At 73.0% G+C, this 24,218-nt stretch carries 13 protein-coding genes and 1 pseudogene; 5 read left to right on the top strand and 9 right to left on the bottom strand.

The features are described from left to right. Positions 1–10: 10 nt before the first annotated feature. From ABT354_RS21325 to ABT354_RS21315, 3 genes are all read right to left on the bottom strand, one after another. Positions 11–910 carry a sugar ABC transporter permease gene (locus tag ABT354_RS21325; protein WP_351496067.1) on the bottom strand — a complete coding sequence of 300 codons (900 nt, stop codon included), beginning with the start codon at positions 908–910 and terminating at the stop codon, positions 11–13. After that, complete coding sequence (locus ABT354_RS21320; protein WP_351496065.1) at positions 907–1,848, bottom strand: carbohydrate ABC transporter permease; 942 nt, start codon at positions 1,846–1,848, stop codon at positions 907–909. Before ABT354_RS21320 ends, ABT354_RS21325 begins: the two co-directional genes overlap by 4 nt. A 280-nt stretch (positions 1,849–2,128) precedes the next feature. Next, positions 2,129–3,427 carry an extracellular solute-binding protein gene (locus ABT354_RS21315; RefSeq protein ID WP_351496062.1) on the bottom strand — a complete coding sequence of 433 codons (1,299 nt, stop codon included), beginning with the start codon at positions 3,425–3,427 and terminating at the stop codon, positions 2,129–2,131. Positions 3,428–3,866: 439 nt separating this feature from the next. Here ABT354_RS21315 and ABT354_RS21310 point away from each other — a divergent pair. Both ABT354_RS21310 and pulA read left to right on the top strand, forming a co-directional pair. Next, positions 3,867–5,249 (top strand): annotated as a pseudogene (locus tag ABT354_RS21310) (alpha-amylase); the annotation flags it as partial. Positions 5,250–5,382: 133 nt separating this feature from the next. Continuing rightward, the gene (pulA, locus tag ABT354_RS21305; protein WP_502983461.1) at positions 5,383–10,725 is read left to right on the top strand and encodes a pullulanase-type alpha-1,6-glucosidase; all 5,343 of its coding nucleotides are present in this window, start codon (positions 5,383–5,385) and stop codon (positions 10,723–10,725) included. Between the two features lie 93 nt (positions 10,726–10,818). Here the strand turns inward: pulA and ABT354_RS21300 are convergent, their stop codons facing one another. From ABT354_RS21300 to ABT354_RS21285, 4 genes are all read right to left on the bottom strand, one after another. Further along, on the bottom strand, positions 10,819–11,544 hold the full coding sequence (locus ABT354_RS21300; protein WP_351496060.1) for a TetR/AcrR family transcriptional regulator: 726 nt from the start codon (positions 11,542–11,544) through the stop codon (positions 10,819–10,821). Positions 11,545–11,687: 143 nt separating this feature from the next. Beyond that, complete coding sequence (locus ABT354_RS21295; RefSeq protein ID WP_351496311.1) at positions 11,688–14,801, bottom strand: alpha-N-acetylglucosaminidase; 3,114 nt, start codon at positions 14,799–14,801, stop codon at positions 11,688–11,690. A 251-nt stretch (positions 14,802–15,052) separates the two neighbouring features. Next, positions 15,053–15,700 carry a response regulator transcription factor gene (locus ABT354_RS21290; RefSeq protein WP_351496058.1) on the bottom strand — a complete coding sequence of 216 codons (648 nt, stop codon included), beginning with the start codon at positions 15,698–15,700 and terminating at the stop codon, positions 15,053–15,055. After that, on the bottom strand, positions 15,685–16,974 hold the full coding sequence (locus ABT354_RS21285) for a sensor histidine kinase (RefSeq protein ID WP_351496056.1): 1,290 nt from the start codon (positions 16,972–16,974) through the stop codon (positions 15,685–15,687). Before ABT354_RS21285 ends, ABT354_RS21290 begins: the two co-directional genes overlap by 16 nt. Before the next feature lie 340 nt (positions 16,975–17,314). Here ABT354_RS21285 and ABT354_RS21280 point away from each other — a divergent pair, with 340 nt between their 5' ends. Beyond that, the gene (locus ABT354_RS21280) at positions 17,315–19,441 is read left to right on the top strand and encodes an MMPL family transporter (protein ID WP_351496309.1); all 2,127 of its coding nucleotides are present in this window, start codon (positions 17,315–17,317) and stop codon (positions 19,439–19,441) included. A 68-nt stretch (positions 19,442–19,509) separates the two neighbouring features. On the opposite strand, the gene ABT354_RS21275 is transcribed toward ABT354_RS21280, so the two are convergent. Continuing rightward, complete coding sequence (locus ABT354_RS21275; RefSeq protein ID WP_351496054.1) at positions 19,510–20,508, bottom strand: NAD-dependent epimerase/dehydratase family protein; 999 nt, start codon at positions 20,506–20,508, stop codon at positions 19,510–19,512. A 177-nt stretch (positions 20,509–20,685) separates the two neighbouring features. Then, positions 20,686–21,441 (bottom strand): SDR family NAD(P)-dependent oxidoreductase, encoded by a 756-nt coding sequence (locus ABT354_RS21270; RefSeq protein WP_351496052.1) that lies wholly within the window; start codon positions 21,439–21,441, stop codon positions 20,686–20,688. A gap of 366 nt (positions 21,442–21,807) precedes the next feature. Between ABT354_RS21270 and ABT354_RS21265 the strand changes: the two genes are divergently transcribed. Beyond that, positions 21,808–22,461, top strand: coding sequence for a hypothetical protein (locus tag ABT354_RS21265; RefSeq protein ID WP_351496050.1), 654 nt, complete (start codon positions 21,808–21,810; stop codon positions 22,459–22,461). Positions 22,462–22,507: 46 nt separating this feature from the next. Then, positions 22,508–24,031, top strand: a complete 1,524-nt coding sequence (locus ABT354_RS21260; RefSeq protein WP_351496048.1) for a PepSY-associated TM helix domain-containing protein — start codon at positions 22,508–22,510, stop codon at positions 24,029–24,031. Positions 24,032–24,218 lie beyond the last annotated feature (187 nt).

Raw genomic sequence — 24,218 nt, 5'->3', positions numbered from 1 at the left:
GAGCGGGCCCTCAGCCCTTGGTGCCGCCGGCGGTCAACCCGGCGACCAGGTGCTTCTGGGCGAAGAAGAAGAGCAGCGCGGCGGGGATCATGATCAGGACCGAGGAGGCGGTCATCAGCCCCCACTCGGCGCGGTGCGGCCCCACAAAGGTCTGGAGCCCCACGGCGAGCGTGTACTTGGTCTCGCTGCTCATGAACTGGGTCGCGAACGCCACCTCGCCCCAGGCGGTGAGGAAGGTGTAGAACGCGGTCACCGAGAGCCCCGGCCGGGCCAGCGGCACGATCAGCCGCCAGAAGGTGCCGAAGGGGGTCAGCCCGTCGACCCGGCCCGACTCGTCTATCTCGGCGGGGATGGTGTCGAAGTATCCCTTCAGCATCCAGGCGCAGAAGGGTACGGAGACCGAGCAGTAGGTGATGATCAGACCGCCGTAGCTGTCCAGCAGCCCCAGGGTGCCCAGGATGTTGTAGAGCGGCACGATGAGCACCGCCACCGGGAACATCTGGCAGACCAGGAAGGTCCACATCAGCGAGGAGTGGCCGGGGAAGCGCATCCGGGAGAGCGCGTATCCGGCGCTCGCCGAGATCAGCACGCCCACCAGCATGGTGCCCACCGCGATGAGGACCGAGTTCAGCATCCAGGTGAGGAACTCGGTCTCGCCCAGTACATGGGTGTAGTTGGAGAGCGTGAAGCCCTCCATCTCCATCGGATGGGTCCAGCCGTTCTCGCCCCGGAGCGACACCAGGACGATGAAGACGATCGGGAAGAGCGCGATCACACTGGCGGCGATCAGGGTGGTGTGCAGGGCGACGGAGGCGGTACGGGAGCGCTCGTCCCGGCTCCGGACGCGCGGGGCGGCGGGGGTGGCGGCGGCTCCGGGCGCGGTCTCCGGTGCCGTCTTCGACGTGGTCACTGGGCGGTCTCCTGACGCTTGAGCATCCCTCGGTAGAAGACGGAGAAGACCAGGAGCAGGGAGAGGATCACGATGCCGTAGGAGGCGGATCCCGCGTAGTCCCGTACACCCTGGAAGGCGAGGCGATAGGCGTAGGTCACCAGGATCTCGCTCTCGGTGCCGCCCGCCTGGCCGATCACGAGGAAGATGATCGGGAACATGTTGAAGGTCCAGATGGTGCCCAGCAGGATGATCGTGGAGCTGACCGGCCGCAGTCCGGGCAGGGTCACATTCCGGAACCGCTGCCAGGGCGAGGCGCCGTCCATCTCGGCGGCCTCGTGCAGCTCGCGCGGGATGGACTGGAGGCCGCCGAGGATGGCGACCATCATGAACGGCACACCCAGCCAGGTGTTCACCGCGATCACGGAGAGCTTCTGGATGAAGGGGTCGCCCAGCCAGTCGACCGGGGCGACGCCGATCTTCCCCAGCAGGGCGTTGAGAACACCGTTGTTGGTGTTGTACATCAGCTTCCAGGCGAACGCGGCGACGAACGCCGGGACCGCCCAGGGCAGGATCAGCAGCACCCGGTAGAGGGAGCGGCCCCGCAGCCGGCGGTTGAGCAGCATCGCGAGCCCGAGGCCGATGGTGTAGTGGAGGAAGACACAGCTCGCGGTCCACATCACGGTCCAGCCGAGCCGGGGGTAGAAGGAGCCCTCCTGGCCGGAGAGGATGTGCCAGTAGTTGTCGAGGCCGACGAAGCCGTAGGTGGCGGGGACCTCGAAGTCACCGATGGTCCGGCCGATATTGGCCTCGTTGGCGTCGGTGAAGGAGAGATAGATGCCCCGGCCCAGCGGATAGCCGACGAGCACGGCGAGGACGACCACCACGGGCAGGACCATGGCCCACGCGTACCAGTGGGTGGTGAAGGACCGTCTGGTCCTGGCTATGAGGGTGCTCATCACTCTCCGATGTGCGGACGGATGTCGGCCGGGTGCGGTACGGGCTCCTGCCGGGGTCGGTACGGCTGTGGCCTGGGTGGTACGGGCGTCAGCGCCGGCATCAGTGCTGGCGGGGGCGTCGGCCGGGGCGGTCCGGTCCGGCGGGCCGGGCGCGTGGGAATCCGTCCCACGCGATGGCGGGGCGGGCTCCCTCGGCCCGCCGGACCGGGGTCTGGGTGCCGCCCGGGGGCGGCGTTCCGGTCCCGGGCCCGGGGAGCGGGCGCCGGGACCGGGGGAGGGGTCAGCCGATGGTGTAGTCCTTCAGGAGCTTGGTGTTCCACTCCTTCGCCAGGGCGTCCAGGCCCTCCTTCGGGGAGGCGTCGCCGCGCAGGATCTTCACATAGTGCTGGTCGAAGGCGACGAACAGATCACCGACGCCGGGGATCACCGGACGGGACCGGGAGGTCTCCAGGGCCTGCTGGAACGCCTTCTTCGCCGGGTCGGCCGTCACCGCCGCCGTGTAGGCGGACTTCCGGGTCGGCAGGGTGTTGATCTCCTTGGCGGTCAGCTCCTGGCTCTTCGCCGAGGACATGAACTTCACGAAGAGGTAGGCGGCGTCCTTGTTGCCGGAGCCCCGGTAGACCGAGTAGTTGTGGCCGCCGATGGGGGCGCCCGCCTTGCCGGACGAACCGGCGGGGACGGGGGCGATGCCCAGATTGTCCTTGTTCTTGAACGCCTTGCCGCCATAGCTGTCGGAGACCGACCACGGCCCGTTGACGATCATGGCGACCTTGCCGTCCTTGAACGCCGTCTGCGCGGCGACATAGCCGTCGGTGGTGACCGGCTTGAGGGCGACCTCGGACTTGGTCAGGGCGAGCGCGGTCTCCATGGCCTTGACCGACCGGGGCGAGTTGACCGTGATCTTCTTGCCCTCGACATCGAGCATGTCCGCGCCCTCGCCGTAGAGGAACGCCAGCGAGAAGTAGCCCTCGGGGTTGAGGATGGTGCCGGTGACCCCGGTCTTCTTCTTGATCGTCTTCGCGGCCGCGATCAGCTCGTCCCAGGTGGTGGGCGGCTTCGCGATGCCGGCCTTCTGGAGGATCTCCTTGTTGTAGAGGAGCCCCAGGGTGTCGGTGACCTGCGGGACGCCGACCGTCTCGCCCTTCCACTGGGCGGTGGAGAGCGGCCCGGGGAGGAAGTCCCCGGCGTTGTCGAGGGCGGGGGTGCCGTCCAGCGGCTGGAGGTAGCCGAGATTGGCGAAGCCGGCGGACCAGCCCACATCGGTACGGATGACATCGGGGGCGCCCTTGCCCGACTGTGCCGCCGTCTTGAACTTCTGCTCGGCCTGGTCGAAGGAGACCGAGGTGCGATTCACCTTGATCTTGGGGTACTCGTCCTGGAACGCCTCGACCAGCTTGTCGTAGGTCGGGCCCTCGGCCTCGTTGGACGTGTCCCACCAGGTGATGGAACCGGACACACTCTGCGGGTCCTCGGCCGCCTTCCGGCCGCTGCTGTCGCCGCCGCCCTCGTTGCCCCCGCAGGCGGTGGCGGTGAGCGCCAGCACGCCGGCTATCGCGGCGACGGTGATGCCCCTGCGCATGGTGATCTCCTCATTGAGGTCAGGCGCCTGGCCTGTCCTCGGGCCGGGCTGCGGCGTGAAGTTAACAGTCCTGCAAGACTTTGCGAAAGACCTTGCAGAACAAAAACGGCGAGATTTCGATGTTGTGACCTCCCTGTGTCCTGGCGATGTCCTCCCGATGTCGTGCTGCTCTCCAGGGGGTTGACCTGGCGTCGGCGCTCTCCTACGGTCTGCTGCCAGACAGGGAGCACCGGACCGAGAAGAAAGGTTGCTGCAAGAAGTCGGCGACAGTTCGTAAGAAACCGACGGGACGGCCGGTGCTCCGGCAGTTGCTTGCAGAAAAGTTCAAGAGCCTTTCAGGGCACGGCGCGTTGTCTTACGAGGCTGTTGGTCCCCGGCGGGACGCCGGGGGCACCCGCACACATCCCCCACCCGTGCACAGCGTTGTGCAGGAGGAGATATGGCCAGCAGACCTCTGGCCGCCGTACTCGCCCTGGTGGCGGGCGCGGCGGTCGCCGTCATGGCGCCCCCGGGCGCCGCACGGGCGGCACCCCCCGGAACGAAGGACGTCACCGCCGTCCTCTTCGAGTGGAAGTTCACCTCGGTGGCACGGGCCTGCACCGAGCGGCTGGGACCGGACGGCTATGGCTTCGTCCAGGTCTCCCCGCCCCAGGAGCACATCCAGGGCCCGCAGTGGTGGACCTCGTACCAGCCGGTCAGTTACCGCATCGCGGGCCGGCTCGGAAACCGGGCCGAGTTCGCCGCCATGGTGAACACCTGCCACGCCGCCGGGGTCAAGGTGGTCGCCGACGCGGTGATCAACCACATGGCCGCCGGGGACGGCACCGGCACCGGCGGCAGCCCGTACACCAAGTACACCTATCCGGGCATCTACTCCGCCGCCGACACCGACGACTGCCGCCATCCGATCGTCAACTACCAAGACCGCTGGCATGTCCAGCACTGCGAGCTGGTGGGACTCGCCGATCTGGACACCGGCGAGGAGTATGTCCGGGGCCGGATCGCCGCCTATCTCGACGATCTGCTCTCGCTCGGTGTCGACGGCTTCCGGATCGACGCCGCCAAGCACCTGCCAGCCGCCGATCTCAGCTCCATCAAGTCCCGGCTGAGCAGGCCCGATGTCTACTGGAAGCAGGAGGCGATCTTCGGCGACGGCGAGCCCGTGGACCCCGGTGAGTACCGGGGGACCGGGGATGTCCAGGAGTTCCGGTACGCCCGGGACCTCAAGCGGGTCTTCCACCAGGAGCGCCTCGCCTACTTGCGGAACTTCGGCGAGGGCTGGGGCCATCTGCCCTCCGCCGGGGCGGGTGTCTTCGTCGACAACCACGACACCGAGCGGCTGGGCGACACCCTGAACCACAAGGACGGCGCGCTCTACACCCTCGCCTCCGTCTACATGCTGGCCTGGCCCTATGGCGCGCCCGATGTGCACTCCGGGTACGAGTGGACCGACAAGGACGCCGGGCCGCCGAACGGCGGGCGGGTCGACGCCTGCTACCGGGACGGCTGGAAGTGCCAGCACGCCTGGCCGGAGATCGCCTCCATGGTCGGCTTCCGCAACGCCGTCCGGGGCGAGCCGGTCACCCACTGGTGGGACAACGGCGACGACCGCATCGCCTTCGGGCGCGGGAACAAGGGCTTTGTCGCCATCAACCGGGAGGCGGGGACGCTCACCCAGGAGTTCCGGACGGGGCTGCCCGCCGGGACGTACTGCGATGTCCAGGCGCGGCGGTCCGTCACCGTCGACTCCGCCGGACGGTTCACCGCGAGCCTCCCGCCGAACACCGCGCTCGCGCTGCACACGGGCAAGCGGAGCTGCGGGTAGCCGGTGCGCCGGAAGGCCCCCGGGGCCGGGGTTCCCGCCCCGTGCGGGCGCCCGTGGCCGGGTGCCCACCCGTTCCGCCCCGCGGAACGCATGCCCCCACAGGAAGACTTTCGAGAAGAGGGTGAACGTCGTGCTGCGTTGGAGAAGGCCACGGAGGGGTGCCGTCATCGGCGCGCTGGCCGGGGCGTTGTGTGCCGGGCTGCTGCCCGCGACGGCGGCGGTGGCCGTACCCCGGGACCGGGCGCCCGCCGCGCCCCCGCCGCCGTCGGACGCCCGGCTCGCCCGGGAGCCCGCCCGGCACGACGCGACCCGGGAGCAGTTCTACTTCGTCCTGCCGGACCGTTTCGCCAACGGCGACCGCTCCAACGACCGGGGCGGTCTCACCGGATCCCGGTCGCGGACCGGCTTCGACCCCACCGACAAGGGCTTCTACCAGGGAGGTGACCTCAAGGGGCTCACGGAGCGCCTCGACTACATCAAGGGCCTCGGCACCACCGCCATCTGGCTGGCCCCGATCTTCAGGAACCGTCCCGTGCAGGGCGAGGGCAAGGACGAGTCCGCCGGCTACCACGGCTACTGGATCACCGACTTCACCCAGGTCGACCCGCACTTCGGCACCAACGCCGAGCTGGCGCGGCTGATCGACAAGGCCCACGCCAAGGGGATGAAGGTCTTTTTCGACGTCATCACCAACCACACCGCCGACACCGTCGACTACGCCGAGAAGACCTACGGCTACCAACCCAAGGGCGCCTTCCCCTATCTGGACCGACAGGGCCGCCCCTTCGACGACCGCGACGGCGTCCCCGAGGTGGACGAGGACTCCTTCCCGTACACCCCCCGCCCCCGGGACACCGGCAAGGTCCCCGGCTGGCTCAACGACCCCACGATGTACCACAACCGGGGCGACTCCACCTTCGCCGGGGAGAGCGCCGAGCACGGGGACTTCTCCGGCCTGGACGATCTGTGGACCGAGCGGCCCGAGGTCGTCCGGGGCATGGAGCGGATCTACCAGAAGTGGGTCAGGGACTTCGACATCGACGGCTTCCGCATCGACACCGTCAAACATGTCGACATGGAGTTCTGGACCCAGTGGGCGACCGCGCTGGACGCCTATGCGGCGAAGCGCGGCCGGGACGACTTCTTCATGTTCGGCGAGGTCTACTCCTCGGACCCGGCCCAGACCGCCCCCTATGTCACCCGGGGACGGCTGGACTCCACCCTGGACTTCCCCCTCCAGGACGCGATCCGTGCCTTCGCCTCGCAGGGCGCTTCGGCCGAGCGGCCCGCCGCCGTCTTCGCCCAGGACCACCGCTACACCACCGACAGGGCCAACGCCTATGGACAGGTGGGCTTCCTCGGCAACCACGACATGGGCCGCATCGGCACCTTCCTCCGGCAGGACAACCCCGGCGCCGGTGACACCGAACTCCTCCGCCGGGCCGGGCTCGCCAACGAGTTGATGTTCCTCTCCCGGGGCAACCCGGTGATCTACTCCGGCGACGAACAGGGCTTCACCGGCGCCGGCGGCGACAAGGACGCCCGCCAGCCCCTCTTCGCGTCGCGCACCCCCGACTATCTGGACGACGACCGCATCGGCACCGACCGGGGCCATGACACCGACGCCTATGACACCGACCACCCCCTCTACCGGTCGATCGCCGCGCTCTCCCGGCTGACCCGGGACCACCCGGCGCTCCGCGACGGGGTCCAGCAGCAGCGGTACGCCGAGGGACCGGTGTACGCCCACTCCCGTACCGACGCACGGCAGCGGGTCGAGTATGTCGTCGCCGCCAACAACGCCACCGGGCCCCGGACCGTGGAGCTGACCACCGGCACCGCCGACAGCGCCTTCCGTCCCGTCCACGGCGACCACCGGGCCGTACGGTCCGGCGCCGACCGGCGGATCACCGTCACCGTCCCCGCCCTCTCCACCGTGGTGCTCCGGGCGGAGCGCCGGCAGCCGCTGCCCACCGCCCGGCCGGAGATCCGGCTGACCGCCCCCGCCGCCGGGGCCACCGGAACCGTCGAGATCTCCGCCGACGCCGACGGCGGACAGCTCGGCCGGGTGGTCTTCGCCGCCCAGCGGGGCACCGGCCCCTGGAAGGTCCTCGGCTCCGCCGACCACGCCCCCTACAAGGTCACCCAGTACCTCGGCCCCGAGGTGAAGGCGGGCACCCCGCTCCGCTACAAGGCCGTGGTCGTGGACGCCGCCGGACGCACCGCATCCGACACCGGAGCCACCACCGCCGGCGCCACCCCGCCGCCGAAGAAGCCCGTCGCCGTGGAACGCGACCGGGCCATCGTCCACTACCGCCCCACCGGCGGCGCGGACGGCGACCTCACCGGTCTGCGGCTGCGCACCCCCCAGGGCACCGCCCCCTTCACCGGCCGGGACGCCTATGGCGCCTTCGCCTGGGTGAAGCTCCCCGAGGGCACCACCCGCCTCCCGTACACCGTGGAGCGGGACGGCGCCGCCGAAGGGCCCGAGCGGACCGTCGACCTCTCCCGTACCGGACAGGTCTGGATCGAACAGGGCAAGGACGGCCAGGCCGACCGCGCCCCCGACGGGGTCTATCCGCCGCAGGACAAGAAGAAGGCGATCCTGCGCTACCACCGCCCCGGCGGCGACTACGACGGCTGGGGACTGCACACCTGGACCGGCGCCGCCGAACCCACCGACTGGTCCCGGCCGCTGAAGCCCGTGGCCCAGGACGCCTACGGCGTCACCTTCGAGGTCCCGCTCGCCCCCGGCGCCACATCGCTCAGCTACATCCTCCACAAGGGCGACGAGAAGGACCTGCCCAGCGACCAGTCGCTCGACCTCGCCACCCATGGCAACGAGGTCTGGCTGCTCGCCGGGGAGCCCACGTACCTGCTGCCGCAGGCGGGCGCGGTCCCCACCCTCGACCTCGGTAAGGCCGAGGCCCAGTGGATCGACCGGAACACCGTCGTCTGGAAGGTGAGGGCCACCGACGCCACCAGCCAGCAGCTGGTGTACGCGCCCCGGGGCGGTATCTCCGTCGTGGACGGCGCCCTCAGCGACGAGGGCCACTGGCTCCGGCTCGGCCGGTCCACCCTGACCGAGGCACAGCGGGAGAAGTTCCCGCACCTCAAGGAGTACCCGGCGTTCACCGTCGACCCGCGCGACCGGGACCGGGTCCGTCAGGCGCTGCGCGGCCAGCTCGTCGCCACCCAGCGGGACGCCCGGGGCGCCCTGCTCGCCGCGACCGGGGTGCAGATCCCCGGGGTCCTGGACGATCTCTACGCGGGCGAGGCGACCCGGGCGGCGCTCGGCCCGGTCTTCGACCGGCGCGGGGTCACCCTCTCCGTCTGGGCCCCCACCGCCCGGACCGTCTCCCTGGAGATCGGCGGCCGTACCGTCCCGATGCGCCGCGACGACTCCAGCGGTGTCTGGGCGGTCACCGGACCGAAGGGCTGGCGCGGGAAGGCGTACCGCTACCGGGTCGACGTCTGGGCCCCCACCGTCCGCGAGATGGTCGTCAACAAGGTCACCGACCCCTACTCCACCGCTCTGACCACGGACTCCGCCCGGAGCCTCGCCGTCGATCTGCGCGACCCGGAGCTGGCCCCCAAGGGCTGGCGGACCCTGCGCAAGCCCGCCGCCGTACCGCTGCGGAACGCGCAGATCCAGGAGCTGCACATCCGGGACTTCTCCATCGCCGACCGCACGGCGAAGCACCCCGGGAAGTACCGTGCCTTCACCGACCGGGCCTCCGCCGGGATGAAGCACCTCAGGAAGCTCGCGGACGCGGGCACCTCGTACGTCCATCTGCTCCCCGCCTTCGACATCGGGACCATTCCCGAGCGCGAGCGGGACCAGCAGCGGCCCGACTGCGATCTCGCCTCCCACGCCCCCGACTCCGACCGGCAGCAGGAGTGCGTCGCGAAGGCCGCCGCACAGGACGGCTACAACTGGGGGTACGACCCGCTCCACTACACCGTGCCGGAGGGCTCCTACGCCTCCGACCCGGAGGGCACCCGCCGGACCGTCGAATTCCGGGAGATGGTCGCCGGACTCAACGCGAGCGGGCTGCGCACCGTGATGGACGTGGTCTACAACCACACCGTCGCCGCCGGTCAGTCCGAGAAGTCGGTCCTGGACCGGATCGTCCCCGGCTACTACCAGCGGCTCCTCGCCGACGGCTCCGTCGCCACCTCCACCTGCTGCGCCAACACCGCGCCGGAGAACGCGATGATGGGCAAGCTGGTCGTGGACTCCGTCGTCACCTGGGCGAAGGAGTACAAGGTCGACGGCTTCCGCTTCGATCTGATGGGCCACCACCCCAAGGCCAATATGCTCGCCGTCCGGAAGGCCCTGGACGCGCTCACCCCGGCCCGGGACGGCGTCGACGGAAAGAGGATCGTCCTCTACGGCGAGGGGTGGAACTTCGGCGAGATCGCCGACGACGCCCGCTTTGTCCAGGCCACCCAGAAGAACATGGCCGGAACCGGCATCGCCACCTTCTCCGACCGCGCCCGGGACGCGGTGCGCGGCGGCGGACCCTTCGACGAGGACCCCGGGGTCCAGGGCTTCGCCTCCGGTCTGTGGACCGACCCCAACCCGGCCGCCGACAACGGCACCCCGGCCGAGCAGCGGGCCCGGCTGCTCCACTACCAGGACCTGATCAAGGTCGGTCTCACCGGCAGCCTCGCCTCGTACACCTTCACCGACTCCCGGGGCCGTACGGTCAAGGGCTCCGAGGTCGACTACAACGGGGCCCCGGCCGGCTACGCGAAGGACCCGGGCGACGCCCTCGCCTATGCCGACGCCCATGACAACGAGACGCTGTACGACGCCCTCGCCTTCAAGCTGCCGAAGGACACCCCGGCGGCCGACCGGGCCAGGGCACAGGTCCTGGCGATGGCGACGGCGACCCTCTCGCAGGGGCCCGCGCTCTCCCAGGCCGGGACCGATCTGCTGCGCTCCAAGTCGCTGGACCGCAACTCGTACGACAGCGGCGACTGGTACAACGCGATCCACTGGGACTGCCGGGACGGCAACGGCTTCGGCCGGGGGCTGCCGCCGGCCGCCGACAACCGCCCGAAGTGGGGGTACGCCAAGCCGCTGCTGACCGCGCCCGGTCTCACCGCCGGATGCGGGCCGATCGAGGGCGCCGCCGGGGCCTACCGCGATCTGCTGCGGATCAGGGCCACCGAGAAGGTGTTCGGGCTGAGCACCGCCGAGGAGGTGGGCGCGGAGATCTCCTTCCCGCTCTCCGGGAAGGACGAGACCCCCGGGGTGATCACCATGCGCGCGGGCGATCTGGTCGTGGTCTTCAACGCGAGCCCCGAGCGGCGGAGCCAGCGGATCGACGCGCTGAGCGGCGCGGAGTACGCGCTCCACCCGGTCCAGGCGGACGGCTCGGACGCGGTGGTGCGGACCTCCTCGTACGCGAAGGGGGTGTTCGAGGTCCCGGCGCGGACGGTCGCCGTCTTCCGGCGCGGCTGAGGGCCGTACGGTCGGCTTGGACACCCAGGGAGCCCTTCCGCCGCCCGGCGGGAGGGCTTCCGCCCTGCGCACGCCCGGTAGCGCCGGTGCTCGTCAGCCGCTGCGCTGCTGCGGCACCCGGGCCATCACCGAGGGCGCCGCCGCGATCAGCCGGGTCACCAGCCGCCCCAGCGGTCCCTCCAGCGGCTCCCCCTCCAGCATCCCCGCGACAATGGCCGCCATCTCGTCGTCGTACGCCGCGCTCACCGCGCACAGCGCCGCGAAATCGTGCACCAGCTGCAACTCCAGCTCGGCGCGGGGGATCCGGCGGCCGTCCAGCCAGAGCAGGGCCGTGGACTCCGCCAGCGACACCCAGGACCGCACCACCAGCGACAGCCGCACCGGTGGGTCCTCGATGTCCAGATGGGACAGGATCTGCTCGTACGCGGCCTGCCGCACCTCGTCGATCATCGCGTTGGTGGTGGTGGAACCAACAGCGGGCCCGCCCCGCATCAGCGCGGAGAAACCGGGCCCGTGATCGTCCACGAAGTCGAAGTACCGCCGCATCACCCGCACCAGCCGGGCCCCGAGCGGGCCCTCGCGCGGCTCCTCGAAGCGGCCGGCCAGATCGTCGGCCGCCCGCCGCAGCGCCGCCTCGTACAGGCTCTGCTTGCCGGGGAAGTAGTGGTAGACCAGCGGCCGGGATATCCCGGCCGCCGAGGCTATCTCGTCGATCGACACCTCGTCGGGGGAGCGGGCGCTGAACAGGTCCAGCGCCACACCGATCAGCTGCTGCCTGCGCTCCTCGACGCCCATCCTGCGGCGTAGCCCGGTCGTCATGGGAACAGCCTACCGAGTGGCCTTCGGGCGCCTGTTCGCAGCGGTAACTACCGGCCGCGCCGGGCGGCTTCGGGCCGTGCAGGCCCCCGTACCCTCAGGCCCCCGTACCTTCAGAGCCGCCGCGCCCTCAGCGCCTCGTACCCTCAGAGCCGCCGTACCGCCCAGCCGCTGAAGCGGACCGTGCCGCGCGCCCCGCTGCCCCCGTTGGTGGCCGTCATGAACAGACCGGCGTCCGCGACCGCCGCCGCGCCCGGCGCCGACACCGTGCCCACCGGCCGCCAGGTGACCCCGGCGTCCAGGGAGAAGGCGCCGGTGAACGAGGTGCCCCCGCCCCGGGTCAGCCGCAGCAGCACCGGCGCCCGCACCCCGGTCACCCGGCGATAGGTGTCCAGGGTGCCGTCGCCGTTGGAGTCGTACGACAGCGCGACCCCCTGCCCCGGGGTCACCGCCAGATTGACGAACCCGGCGTCGCCCGGCCGGGCCAGATCATTGCGGACGACGATCCCCGCCCGCGCCCAGGACCCCGTGTTCTCCTGGGCGTCCACCCGCAGCTCCACCGAGGCCCCCGGGGCCAGCACACCCGCGCGATAGGCGGTCCCGAAGTGGGCGGTGCCCCGCCAGAGGTCGTTGCCCGCGCCGTTGACCGCGAGCGCCTCCCCGAGCTGACCGAAGACGGCCGCGTTGCTGGTCCAGGTCAGCCAGCCGCTCTCCAGCGGCGCCGCCAGCTGGAACGCCCCGCTCTGGCCCACCGTGACGGGGTCGGTGCCCTCGGGCCCGTACGCGGTGCGCAGCAGATACGGGACCGCCCGCAGCGGCTCGGTCAGCTCCCCGGCGGGGGCGGTCACCCGCCAGGAGACCGTACCGCTGCCGCCCGCCGGGACGGACTCCAGCGAGGTCGGCCCGACCGGCTCGGCGCTCACCCCGGGCGCCGTGAGGACGAGGTCGACCCGGCCGGTGGCGCGCAGCCCGTTGAGATTGCGGAAGGTCGCCGTCGCCGTGCCCGAGCTGCCCGGGGCGAAGGCGGGCGGATCCACGGTGACGGTGGTGTGCCCCTGGTAGGGGGCGGCGGCGAGGGTGTCGTGCACCCGCTGGGCGACCCGGCGCACCTCGCCGGTGGGCCGGACGGGATAGCTCCGCCGCTGGAGCGTCCAGGCCTCCTCCTCCGGGTACCAGTCGATCGCCCGGGGCGCGCGGTCCTCCTCCAGGGCGGTGGTCACCTCGGTCAGATACCGCTCCCACTGCGGGACATGGAGGTCCCCGATCAGACCCTGCCAGTCGCGGTTGGCGTAGTTGGTCAGATCCTGGGCGGCCACCCGGTCGCCCCAGGTGGTCACCAGCACCCGGGCGGTGCGCTCCAGCTCCACCGTCTCGTCGGGGTCGGTGGCGAAGCGCTTGGCCGCCTCCAGCCAGGGCCCGAGGAGGAACGAGGCGTGGGTGCCGGCCAGGGTGTCGGCGAGCCGCATCAGCTTCAGCCAGAGCGCCGCGACGCCCCGGAACGCGGCCACGTCCTTCGTGGCGTACGCGGAGCGCAGCGCCAGTTGCAGGGTCCGGGAGCGCAGCGCCAGCGCCTGCCGGGCGAGATCGGCGAGGTCGTAGCGGTACGCGTCGGAGCCGCGCAGCTTCTCGTCCACCCGGAGCAGCGCCGCCAGCGACCGGTCGAACGCGGGCTGGTCGAAGGCGGTCACCACCGAGGAGCCCATGCCGGGGCGGCGCAGGAAGAGCGAGTCCACCGGCCGTCCGTCGGTGGTGGTGAGCCGGTAGGCGGTGGCGGCCAGCGCGGCGAACGCCTCCTCGGCGGCCCGGTCCCGCCCGCCGTAGCGGAAGCGGGCGTACGAGGTGAACCACGCCGCGCGGTCGATCTTCTCCCGGCGCCAGGCCAGCTCGGAGAAGAGTTCCAGCGCCGCCGGGTCGCGGTCGGTCGCCTCCGGCATGTACGCGGTCCCGGCGAGCGCGCTGCCGGGCCGGTCCCGCCAGGCGGTGAACTTCTCCGTCCAGCGGTCGGTGTTGGCGCCGATCGTGGTGCGCCCGCCGAAGTTGGGGATGGTGCCGAAGGCGTACGGGGCCCCGCCCCACTCGGTCTCCCGGTCCTTGACGGTGTCCAGGTCGGAGAGGCCGTCCACGATGAGGACCCGGCTGGTGTCGATCGCCTCCAGGAGCGCCGGGCGGGGGTTGGCCTGCCAGCCGAGGATCACCCAGGTCGCCCCGGGCCGGGCGGTGTGCAGCGCGGTCTCGACGGCGCGGGCCGCGTCGGCGACCGGGACGTCCCCGGCGGTGCCGCCCTCGTGCAGCAGATCCATCTTGAAGTGGTCGATCGCGCCGAACAGCTCTTCCTCGTGGCGGTAGTAGGCGGCGGCGACCTCGGCGAAGACGGGGGTGCGCGGGTCCAGCCAGTCGGGGCGGCGCAGTCCGTTCCAGGAGCCCTGGGGGACGACCCGGGCGCCGGGGTTACGGGCGGTGAAGCCGTCGGGGACGGTGCCGAAGTAGCCGGGGACCACGGGCCGCATGCCCAGCCGGCGCATCCGGGTCACGATCCGCCGCCCCAGCTCGGTCCGCCGCTCCAGCAGGGCGGGGGAGACCGGTCCGCCGTACTCGCTCATGTTCTGGAGCAGCCACCAGGGCTGGTGCGAGGGGGCGGGCAGCCAGGTGCGGGCCTCGGTGTCGGTGTAGCCGAAGTCAAGGAGCAGCCGGTGGTAGACGGCTTCCTGGCCGGGGGTGACCAGGACCTCGTTGCAGCCGTGCAGGGCGAGGACGTCCAGCAGCCGTTCCCAGTGCGGCCAGTCGGCGTAGGGGCCGGTGTAGCCGTCGTGGGTGTCATTGCAGACGAAGCGGTGCGGAACGGTCGCGGAGCGCTCCAGCGGGGCGGCGGGGGCGGGGAGCCGGGCGGGGAGGTCGAGCTGGGAGCCGGCCCAGGAGATCACCGCGTGGCAGACGTACTTGAGGTACCAGTGGACCCCGGTGAGCAGTACGGCGGGGGAGGTTCCGGCGACCTCGATCCGGCCGGTGGTGCCGGTGACCCGGAACCGTTCGGCGCCGGTGAGGGCGCGCAGCCGGAACTGGCTCTCGTGCCGGGGGAGCAGCCGCCGCAGCGCGGCGCGGGCGGGTGCCGTGTCGAAGGAGGCGGCGAGCGGTGCCCCGGGCGCCCCGGGGGCCGCGTCGGCGGGGAGGGCGACGGCGGGGGATGCCGGGCCGGGGAGGGCGGAACCCACGCCGATCGCTCCCGCGGTGCCCAGCATCCTGCGTCTCGACAGCTCGTACATCAGCGCCTCCGTGTTACCCACGTCACAGCCGGTGGATGCGTGGCGCAGGTTACCCGCCGCCCGCCCCCGCCGAACCGGGTCCGGGGGGCGCGATGGCCGGATGCCGGTCGGTGGGCGGGGCGGTGGGGCGCGTACGGGCCCCGGGGGGCGGGGAGTTGGGGTACGGGGGTGTGCGGGGGCGGCTCCGAGGGCGCGGCCGGGCCCCCGGCGTGGCGTGGACCGGTTTACGGCCCCCGTGTCCGGCTCCCGGCTCAGTCCTTGTCGAGATAGGCGAGGACCGCCAGCACCCGCCGGTTGTCGTCGTCGGAGACCTCAAGGCCCAGCTTGGTGAAGATATTGGAGGTGTGCTTGGCCACCGCCCGCTCGGTCACCACCATCCGTTCCGCGATGGCCCCATTGGACCGGCCCTGCGCCATCAGCTCCAGGACCTCCCGCTCGCGCGGGGTCAGCGCGTCCAGCGGCCGGTCCGGGGAGTACCGGGAGAGCAGCTGCGAGATCACCTGCGGATCCATCGCCGTCCCGCCCGCCGCCACCCGGCGCACCGCGTCGATGAACTGGTCGGCGTCGAAGACCCGGTCCTTCAGCAGATAGCCGACCCCGCCCCGGCCGTCCGCCAGCAGCTCCCGCGCGTACAACTGCTCCACATGCTGGGAGAGGACCAGCACCGGCAGCCCGGGGCGGGCCGCCCGGGCCGCCAGCGCGCACTGGAGCCCCTCGTCGGTGTGGGACGGCGGCAGCCGCACATCCACCACGGCCACATCCGGCTCCAGCGTCGCGAGGGCCCGGCTCAGCTCCGGACCGGTCTCCACGGCGGCCAGGATCTCGCAGCCGTACGCCTCCAACAGCCGCACCAGGCCGTCCCGGAGGAGAAAGAGGTCTTCGGCTAGGACAACACGCACGGGATCTCCATGGTCACCATGGTGGGACCGCCCGCGGGAGAGCTGACGGCCAGGACGCCGTCGAATGTACCGAGCCTGCGTTCGACCCCGCTCAGCCCGGTGCCGGAGCCGTCCGCCCGGACCGGCCCGATCACCGCGCCGCCCCGGCCGTTGTCGGTGACCGCGATCCGCAGCGCACCCCCGGCATGGGAGATGTCCACCCAGATCCGCTCCGCGCCACCGTGCCGGACCGCGTTGGTCAGCGCCTCGCTCACCGCGAAGTACGCCGCCGACTCCACCGGCGCGTCGGCCCGCCCCGGCAGCTCCACCGACACCTCGCAGCCCACCGGCAGCCGCAGCGCCAGCGCCTTCACCGCGTCCCCGAGCCCCCGTTCGGCGAGGACCGGCGGATGGATGCCCCGGACCAGGTCGCGCAGTTCGGTGAGGGCCTCGGCGGAGGACTCGCGGGCCATGGCGATCAGCGCCTTCGCCTGCGCCGGGTCCTTCTCGATCAGCGCCTCCACGACCCCCAGATTCATCCCGACCGCCACCAGCCGCGCCTGGGCGCCGTCGTGCAGATCCCGTTCGATCCGGCGCAGCTCGGCCGCCGAGGTGTCCAGGGCGTCGTGCCGGGTCTCGGTGAGCCGGCCGATCCGCTCCACCAGCTCGCTCTCCCGGCTGGGCCGCAGCAGTGCGGCGGTGATCCGGAAGTGGGTCCGGATCAGCGCCGGTCCGGCCAGATACACGGTGACGAGCTGCACCAGGCCGACCAGCCCGGCGAGGGCGGCGGTGCCGGTGCCGCTCACCGGGACGAAGGTGAACCAGTAGGTGCCGCCCTCGGCGCGGGCGATCGGCCGCCAGAGCCCGGTGTTCAGCAACAGCCCGAAGATGCCCTGGGCGAGCAGCCCGGGGACCAGGACCGCGACGAAGGGCGCGGCCGTGATGTCCACCAGCAGCCACTGGAGGTCCCGCCAGGTCGACCGGGACCTGAGCAGCTGGACGCACAGCTCCACCTGGCCGGCGATCCCGCCGCGGGGATCGTCCGGGAGGCGCGGGTAGGCGATCGGTATGGGGATGTCGGCCCACTCCGCGGCGAGCCGGCGGCGGGCGAGCGCGTGCGCGCGGACCAGACGCAGCAGGATCGGGGTGGTGAACACCCCGATCCCGAGGAGGAGGAGCGCCAGCGAGACCAGCGTCAGCACCAGCAGGGCCACCGAGGCGACCCAGCCCATCAGCGCCAGCGCCAGCCCGCGCGCCGCGGCCACTCCGGCGGCGGTTGCCCTCTTCATGTTCATGCCTCTCGTCCCCTGTCGCCCCTCGTCAGCGGCGTTCTCGCCGGTCGCCGGGGTGGACACCAGTCTCCACCGGCCACCGGGCCCGGAGCACGGGGCCCCGGCGCCGGACGGGGGTGTACCTGACACCACCCCCGGTGCTCGCCCCGGCGCCCGCCGGAAGGGGCCCCATCCGGCTGGGGCGCCCGCCCGCCGCTTCCTAGCGTCGTTCCCGACACCGACCGGGCCCGCCCGGACCGACTGTGGGCCCGCCCGGACCGATCCCGGGCCTGCCCGGACCGGGACCCTGGGCCCGCCCGGACCGACCTTGGGGGAGACCGTGGGACGCAATCCCGCCGCACGCATGGGCGTGTGGAGCGCACACCACCGCAAGACCGCGATCATCGGCTGGCTGCTCCTCGTGGCGCTGACGGCGGGGGTCGGGGGTGCGCTGGGCACCGTCGAGGCGGCCCCCTCCGAGATGGGCGCGGGCGACTCGGCACGCGCCGACCGCATCCTCCAGGACGCCGGTCTGGAACGGCCCGCCGGGGAACTCGTCCTGGTCGCCGCCGGGGAACCGGGGGGCTGGCAGCGGGCCGCCGCCGAGCTGCGCCGGGCCGTCACCCGGACCGGCGCGGTCGCCGACGTCCCCCCGCCGGTGCCCTCCGCGGACGGGAAGGACGCCCTGCTCACCCTGACGATCGAGGGGGACCGGGAGGGAGCCGCCGACCGGGTGGGACCGGTGGTGGACGCCGTCCGCGCCGTGGACCGCGCCCATGACGGCGTGGAGCTGCACCAGTTCGGGGACGCCAGCTCCGAGAAGTGGCTGACGGACCTGCTCGCCGACGACTTCGTCCGCGCCGAGCTGACCGCCGTACCGCTGGCCCTGGGCATCCTCCTGATCGTCTTCGGCACGGTGGTCGCCGCGCTGCTCCCGGTGGTGCTCGCCCTCACCGCCTGCGCCGCCGCCTTCGGACTGCTCGCCGTCGCCAGCCATCAGTTCGCCCTCTTCCCCACCACCTACTCCGTGATGTTCCTGATGGGGCTGGCCGTCGGCGTCGACTACTGCCTCTTCTATCTGCGGCGGGAGCGCGACGAACGGGCCGCCGGACGGGACGCGGAGACCGCGCTGCGGATCGCCGCCGCCACCAGCGGCCGGGCCGTGCTGGTCTCCGGGGTCACCGTGATGGTCGCCATGGCCGGCATGTTCTTCTCCGGGCTGATGCTCTTCGAGGGCTTCGCCGTCGCCACCATCCTGGTGGTGTTCATCGCGATGCTGGGCTCGGTCACCGTGCTCCCCGCGCTCCTCGCCTGGCTGGGCGACCGGGTCGACGCCGGACGGATCCCCTTCCTGGGCCGCCCCCGGGGCCGGTGCGCCGGGAAGGCCCGGCAGAGCGGCGCCGTCGCCGGGGCCCTGCTGCGGCCGGTGCTCACCCGCCCCGCGCTCTTCGCCGCCCTGGGCGCCGGCGTGCTGCTGGTGCTCGCCGCGCCCGCCGCCGGGATGCGCACCGAACAGCTCGGCTGGCAGAAGCAGCTCGGCTCCGACGCCCCGCTGTCGGTGGCGTACGGGCGGATCGCCGACGCCTTCCCCGGCGGCCCCGAACCCGCCCGGGTCGTGGTCGCGGCCGAGGACATCACCGCGGCCCCCCTGCGCCGGGCGCTGGCCGGCTTCGACCGGGTACGGGTCCACCGGGCCGAGAACATCGCCGAGATCGAGGTGCCGCTCGCCGGGGACGGCTCCGACGCCCGCTCGCGGGCGGCGCTGGAGCGGCTGCGGAAGGAGACCCTGCCCGCCGCGTTCGACGGGACCGGCGCCGAGGTACGGGTCACCGGGGGGCTCGCCGGCTCCGTCGACTTCAACGAGCGGCTCGGCGACGGCATGGTCCCGGTCTTCGTCTTCATCACCGTCGTGACCTTCCTGCTGATGCTCCTCTGCTTCCGCTCACCGGTGATCGCGGCGACCGCCATCGTCCTCAACCTGCTGTCGGTGGCCGCCGCGTACGGGGTGATGACCGCCGTCTTCCAGCACGGCTGGGGCGCCTCGCTGCTGGCCACCGAGAAGGTGGGCGCGGTCCAGAGCTGGCTGCCGCTCTTCGTCCTGGTGGTGCTCTTCGGGCTGTCGATGGACTACCACGTCTTCGTCGTCTCCCGGATCCGCGAGGCCCGGGACCGGGACGCGGACACCCGGGAGGCGATCCGGGAGGGCGTCCGCCGCACCGCGGGCGCGGTGACCGGCGCGGCGGCGATCATGGTCGCGGTCTTCGCGGTCTTCGGGACCCTGTCGATGCAGGACATGAAGCAGATGGGGGTGGGGCTCGCGGTGGCGGTCCTGCTGGACGCGACCGTGGTCCGGATGGTGCTGCTGCCCTCGGTGATGGCCCTGCTCGGGGAGCGCAACTGGCACACCCCCCGGATGCTGCGCCGGCTGCCCCTGCTGGACCACGGCCCCGTGGACAACCACCCCGCCCGGGAGCCCGCCCGCACCCGCTGACCCCGCTGCTCCCCCGGCCCGTCCCCGTCCCCGTCCTCTCCGGGGGGACGGGGACGGGGGCCGTACGGTCACAGCGCCAGCAGCCGCGCCTCCGTCTCCGGGTCCAGACCCTTCGCCCGGCGCGGGGCGGACGCCGGGGAACTGGCCTCCCCGGACCGCATCCACGCCCAGGTGTCCGCGACCGTCTCCGCTATCGGACGGCAGCGCAGCCCGGCCGCGACCGCCCGGTCCACGTTCTGCTCGTACACCGCCGTGAACAGCTCCGGGGTCTCCTCGCGCGGCACCCACATCGGCAGCTGTGTCCAGGTCTCCACCCCCGCCTCCAGCAGCCGCGCCGCGTCGGTCCAGCGCAGCTCCGCGTCCGAGCCGGTGACCCGGACACAGGTCTCCAGCAGCTCACCCATGGTGGTCCCGCCCTGCTCACCGAGGAGGTTGTACGGGCCGCTCAGCCCCGCCGCCACCGCGTCGAGGGTCCAGGCGGCGAGGTCCCGGGCATCGAGGTACTGGAGCGGATTGTCCTTCGGCCCCGGGGCGAGCACCGGGCCGCCCTCGGCTATCCGGCGCAGCCACCACGGCAGCCGGTCGACGTTCTCCCAGGGGCCGATCAGCAGACCCGCCCGGGCCAGCAGCGAGCGCTCCTCGCCGAAGGCGTCCAGCACCGCCAGCTCACCACCGCGCTTGTCCTCCGGATACGCCACCGCACCGGCGTCCGGGTCGCCCTCCACCAGAGGGGCGGTCTCGGCGCAGTCGCGCGGCGACGGCTGGGCGTACACCGAACACGTCGACACATAGGCATACCGCTCCACCCGCCCGGCGAGCAGCCGCGCGGTGTCGCGGACCGCGCGGGGCGCCGAGGCCCAGGTGTCCACCACCGCGTCCCACTCGCCGTCGGCGAGCGCGGTGAGGCCGCCCTCGGCCAGCCGGTCGCCCACCAGGGCGCGCACGCCCGGCGGGGCGGGGCGGCGGGTGCCCCGATTGAGGACGGTCACCTCCCAGCCCCGCTCCATGGCCGCCGCCACGACCGCCCGGCCGACGAACTCCGTTCCACCCAGCACCAGAAGTCTCATGCCCCGACTCTGCGGCCCGGATCAACGGTGTGGCCAGCGATTTCCGCTGATGGGTGAAGGCTTCCGCTCTCCGGGGAACGGGGAACCCGCCCGGCTCCGGCCGCCGGTGGCCCAACGCTCCAGGTCCCGGCGGCCGTTCCCCCGTGTCCGGCGGCCGCTTCCCGTGCCGCCGTGCCGTCAGCGGGGGCGCGCGGCGGTGCCCCGTCCGCCGTCCACCCGCAGCAGCTGGCCGGTGATGAACTCCGCCCCGGCCAGATGGACCACCGCCTCCGCGATCTCCGCCACCTCACCCAGCCGCCCGAGCAGCGCGAAGGAGGAGAGGAACTCCAGGGTCGCGGGGTCCGACCGGTCCGTCGCCGGGGTCCTGATCACCCCCGGCGCCACCAGATTGACCCGGATGTTGTCGGGCGCCAGCTCGACGGCGAGGCTGAGGGTCAGGGAGTGCACCCCCGCCTTGCTCGCCGCCGGGGCGGAGGACGGGAAGGCCCCGACGGGATGGTCCACCAGAGCGGTGCCGATACTGACCACACTGCCGCCGCGCCCCTGCTCCCGCAGCCGCCGGACCACCGCCTGGGTGGTGAGGAAGGTGCCCCGGAGATTGCCGGTGAGAAAGCCGTCCAACTCCTCCTCGGTCACCTCGGTGAAGGGCCGGGAGGCGAAGCCGCCCGCGTTGTTCACCAGGACGTCCACCCCGCCGAAGCGCTCCACGGCGGTCCGCACCAGCGCCTCACCGGTCGCCGCGTCGCCGGTCGCCCCCGCCACGGTGGCCGTGCGCTCCGGCGCGTCCAGCGCCCGCGCCGCCTCCTGGAGCCGGTCCGGGTCCCGTCCGTTGAGCACCACCCGCGCGCCCCGGTCCAGAAAGGCACGGGCGATCCCGAACCCGATACCGCTGGACGCCCCTGTGACCACGACGGTCGCCTGCGCGAAATCCATCCGAACCCCTTGCTCGTCAACCCTGCCCGTACCGGCCGCCCGGCCCTGTCGCCGACCGCTCCCGTCACGTCGGTCCCGATCGTCCCCGATCACCCCGCTCCACGCCGCCCCGGTCGTCCACGCGTCCCGGTCCCCCGCCGTCCCGCCGCGCGCCGCCCCGACGGCGCGAGGGCCCACCCGGGCAGAGCCGGGGGCGGTACGCGATCACGCCGTGAAGGTCCCGGCAGCTGCTCCGGCAGGGCTCCCGCAGGGCTCCGGCGCGGGCCGGCGGAGGCGGGGTGAACGCCTCGCCCGGGGACGGGCCGTGGAGCGGATTCGGGCACCCCCCTGCCGCCCGCGCCGCCCTGATGGCAGCATGTGCCCACCATGACAGATGCCCGGTCGCCCCTGCGCGCCCTGCGAGCCGCCCTCTTCGCGGCGATCTGCATCTCTCTGGCCGCCCTGGGGCATTCGTACACATCCGGCCATGACCTCCCCGGTTCCGCGCTGCTCCCCGCCTTCCCCGTGACCTGGGCCCTGGCCTGGGTGGCCGCCCGCCGCCGCCGGGGCACCGTCACCCTCGGACTGGGACTCCTCGCCGCCCAGGGCGGACTCCATCTCTACCTGGCCCGCGCCCAGCTCCACGCGATGCCATCCGGCCGTCACCCGGGCGGCGGCCACCCGGCCGGAGGCGTCCCGGACGCCCCGGCCGCGCCGGAGCTGCTGGGCCCCGGCCTCCTCGGCCCCTCCCCGGTGGCCATGGTCGCCGCCCATCTCCTCGCCGCCGCCTTCTGCGCGGTCTGGCTCGCCCGGGGCGAGGCCGCCTTCCTGCGCCTCGCCCACGCCGTGGGCACCCTCGCCTTCGCCCCGCTGCGCCCGCCGGTCGCCGTCGCCGCACTGCCGTCCCTCCCCGGCGCGCCCGTACGGCGCCGCCGGGACGACCGGGGCCGCCCCGGACGGCTGCTCGGCCACACCCTGGTGCGACGCGGCCCGCCCGGCTGCCCCGCCTCCCGCGTCACGGTCCCCGGAGTGCCTGTCTGACCTGGGGGCCGCTTCCCCATGCAGACACTCGACCCCCAGGATCGCCATGTCCCTCGACACACCGGCCGGCCCCCCCGCCGACACGCCTGCCGAAACCCCCGCAGACGCCGCCGATACCGCCACCGACACCGCCGCCGAGAGCAGCAGAACCGAAACCGAGCGGGAGACCGCCGAAGGCACCGCCACCCCCGGTCTGTGGCAAGGACTGCGCCCCCTCGCGCTCCGTATCCACTTCTACGCCGGGCTGCTGGTCGGCCCGCTGCTGCTGATCGCCGCCGTCAGCGGACTGCTCTACGCCCTCTCCTTCCAGGCCGAGAAACTCGTCTACCGCGACGAGCTGACCGTCTCCGCCCAGGGCGACCGGGTCCTGCCCCTGAGCGAACAGGTCAAGGCCGCCCGGGAGGCCCGCCCCGACGGCACCGTCACCGCCGTGTGGCCCGCCGCCGAGGACGACCAGACCACCCGGGTGCTGATGAGCGCCCCCGGGGTCGAGGAGGGCAAGTCCCTCGCGGTCTTCGTCGACCCGTACACCGCCGAGATACGCGGCGAGCTGCCCTCGTTCGGCAGCACCGGCGCCCTTCCGCTCCGCACCTGGCTGGACGAGCTCCACCGCGACCTCCACCTCGGCGAGCCCGGCCGCAACTACAGCGAGCTGGCCGCCAGCTGGCTGTGGGTGGTCGCCCTCGGCGGGCTGCTGCTCTGGCTGGGCCGCAGGCGCTCCGCCCGGCGCGACCTGGTCCGCCCGGACCGCTCCCTGCCCAAGGGCCGCCGTCGCACGCTGACCTGGCACGGCTCGATCGGTCTCTGGGCGGTCATCGGTCTGGTGCTGCTCTCCGCCACCGGACTGACCTGGTCCCGGTACGCGGGCGAGAACATCGGCGCCGTCCAGGACCAGCTCGGCGGGGCGACCCCGGCGGTCTCCGCCGTCCTCGGCGACACCCCCGGCGGGGCGGGCGCGGGCGGCGACCACGCGGAGCACGGCGCCGGCCACGGCGGTGCCCACCAGGGCGCCGACATCGGCATCGACCGGGCCCTCGCCGCCGCGCGCACCGCCGGGATCGACAGCGGCCAGGTGGCGATCTCCCTGCCCGCCGAGGGCACCGGCTATGTCGTCCGGGAGCGGGACACCACCTTCCCGGTCCAGCTGGACTCGGTCGCCCTGAACCCGGCGGACGGCGCCGTCCTGGACGAGCTGAGCTTCGCCGACTACCCGGTCCTCGCCAAGCTCACCCGCTATGGCATCGACGCGCATGTCGGGGTCTTCCTGGGGCTCGCCAACCAGCTCGCGCTGGCCGCGCTCGCCGCCGGGCTGATCGTGCTGATCGTCTCCGGCTACCGGATGTGGTGGCTGCGCAGGCCCACCCGGGGCCGTGCCCTCGGCGGCCGTCCGGTGCCGCGCGGCGCCTGGCGGCGGCTGCCGGTGACGGTGCTGCTGCCGTTCGCGGCGGCGACCGCGTTCGTCGGCTGGTTCGTGCCGCTGCTGGGGATCTCGCTGCTGGCGTTCCTGGCGCTCGACCTCGCCCTCGGCGCGCTCGCCCGCTTCCGCACCCGCTCCGCCGGCCGCGCCTGACCCCGTCCCGGCGGCCGGGACCACCCTCCCGGCCGCCGGACCCCCGGGGCGCCCGCGTGGACGGCGACGGCCCGGGCGCGGCTTCCCGTACTCCCGTGGGCTCCCTGCCCGCAGGGCACGGCTCATGACCGTGGCCCGGCCCCCCTGGCGCATGCCACGGGGCCGGGCCACGGCGGGTCTCCGGGTG

This window comes from Streptomyces sp. NPDC000594 (assembly GCF_040299965.1).
Classification (GTDB): Bacteria; Actinomycetota; Actinomycetes; order Streptomycetales; family Streptomycetaceae; genus Streptomyces.
This window is presented reverse-complemented; position numbering and strand designations above follow the sequence as displayed.

Bases quoted from the DNA above. Each gene is read 5' to 3' on its own strand.
- ABT354_RS21280 (WP_351496309.1), top strand. From the start codon at position 17,315: ATGGGCGTGTGGAGCGCACACCACCGCAAGACCGCGATCATCGGCTGG.
- ABT354_RS21275 (WP_351496054.1), bottom strand. From the start codon at position 20,508: ATGAGACTTCTGGTGCTGGGTGGAACGGAGTTCGTCGGCCGGGCGGTC.
- ABT354_RS21320 (WP_351496065.1), bottom strand. From the start codon at position 1,848: ATGAGCACCCTCATAGCCAGGACCAGACGGTCCTTCACCACCCACTGG.
- ABT354_RS21300 (WP_351496060.1), bottom strand. From the start codon at position 11,544: ATGACGACCGGGCTACGCCGCAGGATGGGCGTCGAGGAGCGCAGGCAG.
- ABT354_RS21315 (WP_351496062.1), bottom strand. From the start codon at position 3,427: ATGCGCAGGGGCATCACCGTCGCCGCGATAGCCGGCGTGCTGGCGCTC.
- ABT354_RS21270 (WP_351496052.1), bottom strand. From the start codon at position 21,441: ATGGATTTCGCGCAGGCGACCGTCGTGGTCACAGGGGCGTCCAGCGGT.
- ABT354_RS21260 (WP_351496048.1), top strand. From the start codon at position 22,508: ATGTCCCTCGACACACCGGCCGGCCCCCCCGCCGACACGCCTGCCGAA.
- ABT354_RS21295 (WP_351496311.1), bottom strand. From the start codon at position 14,801: ATGTACGAGCTGTCGAGACGCAGGATGCTGGGCACCGCGGGAGCGATC.
- ABT354_RS21265 (WP_351496050.1), top strand. From the start codon at position 21,808: ATGACAGATGCCCGGTCGCCCCTGCGCGCCCTGCGAGCCGCCCTCTTC.
- ABT354_RS21285 (WP_351496056.1), bottom strand. From the start codon at position 16,974: ATGAACATGAAGAGGGCAACCGCCGCCGGAGTGGCCGCGGCGCGCGGG.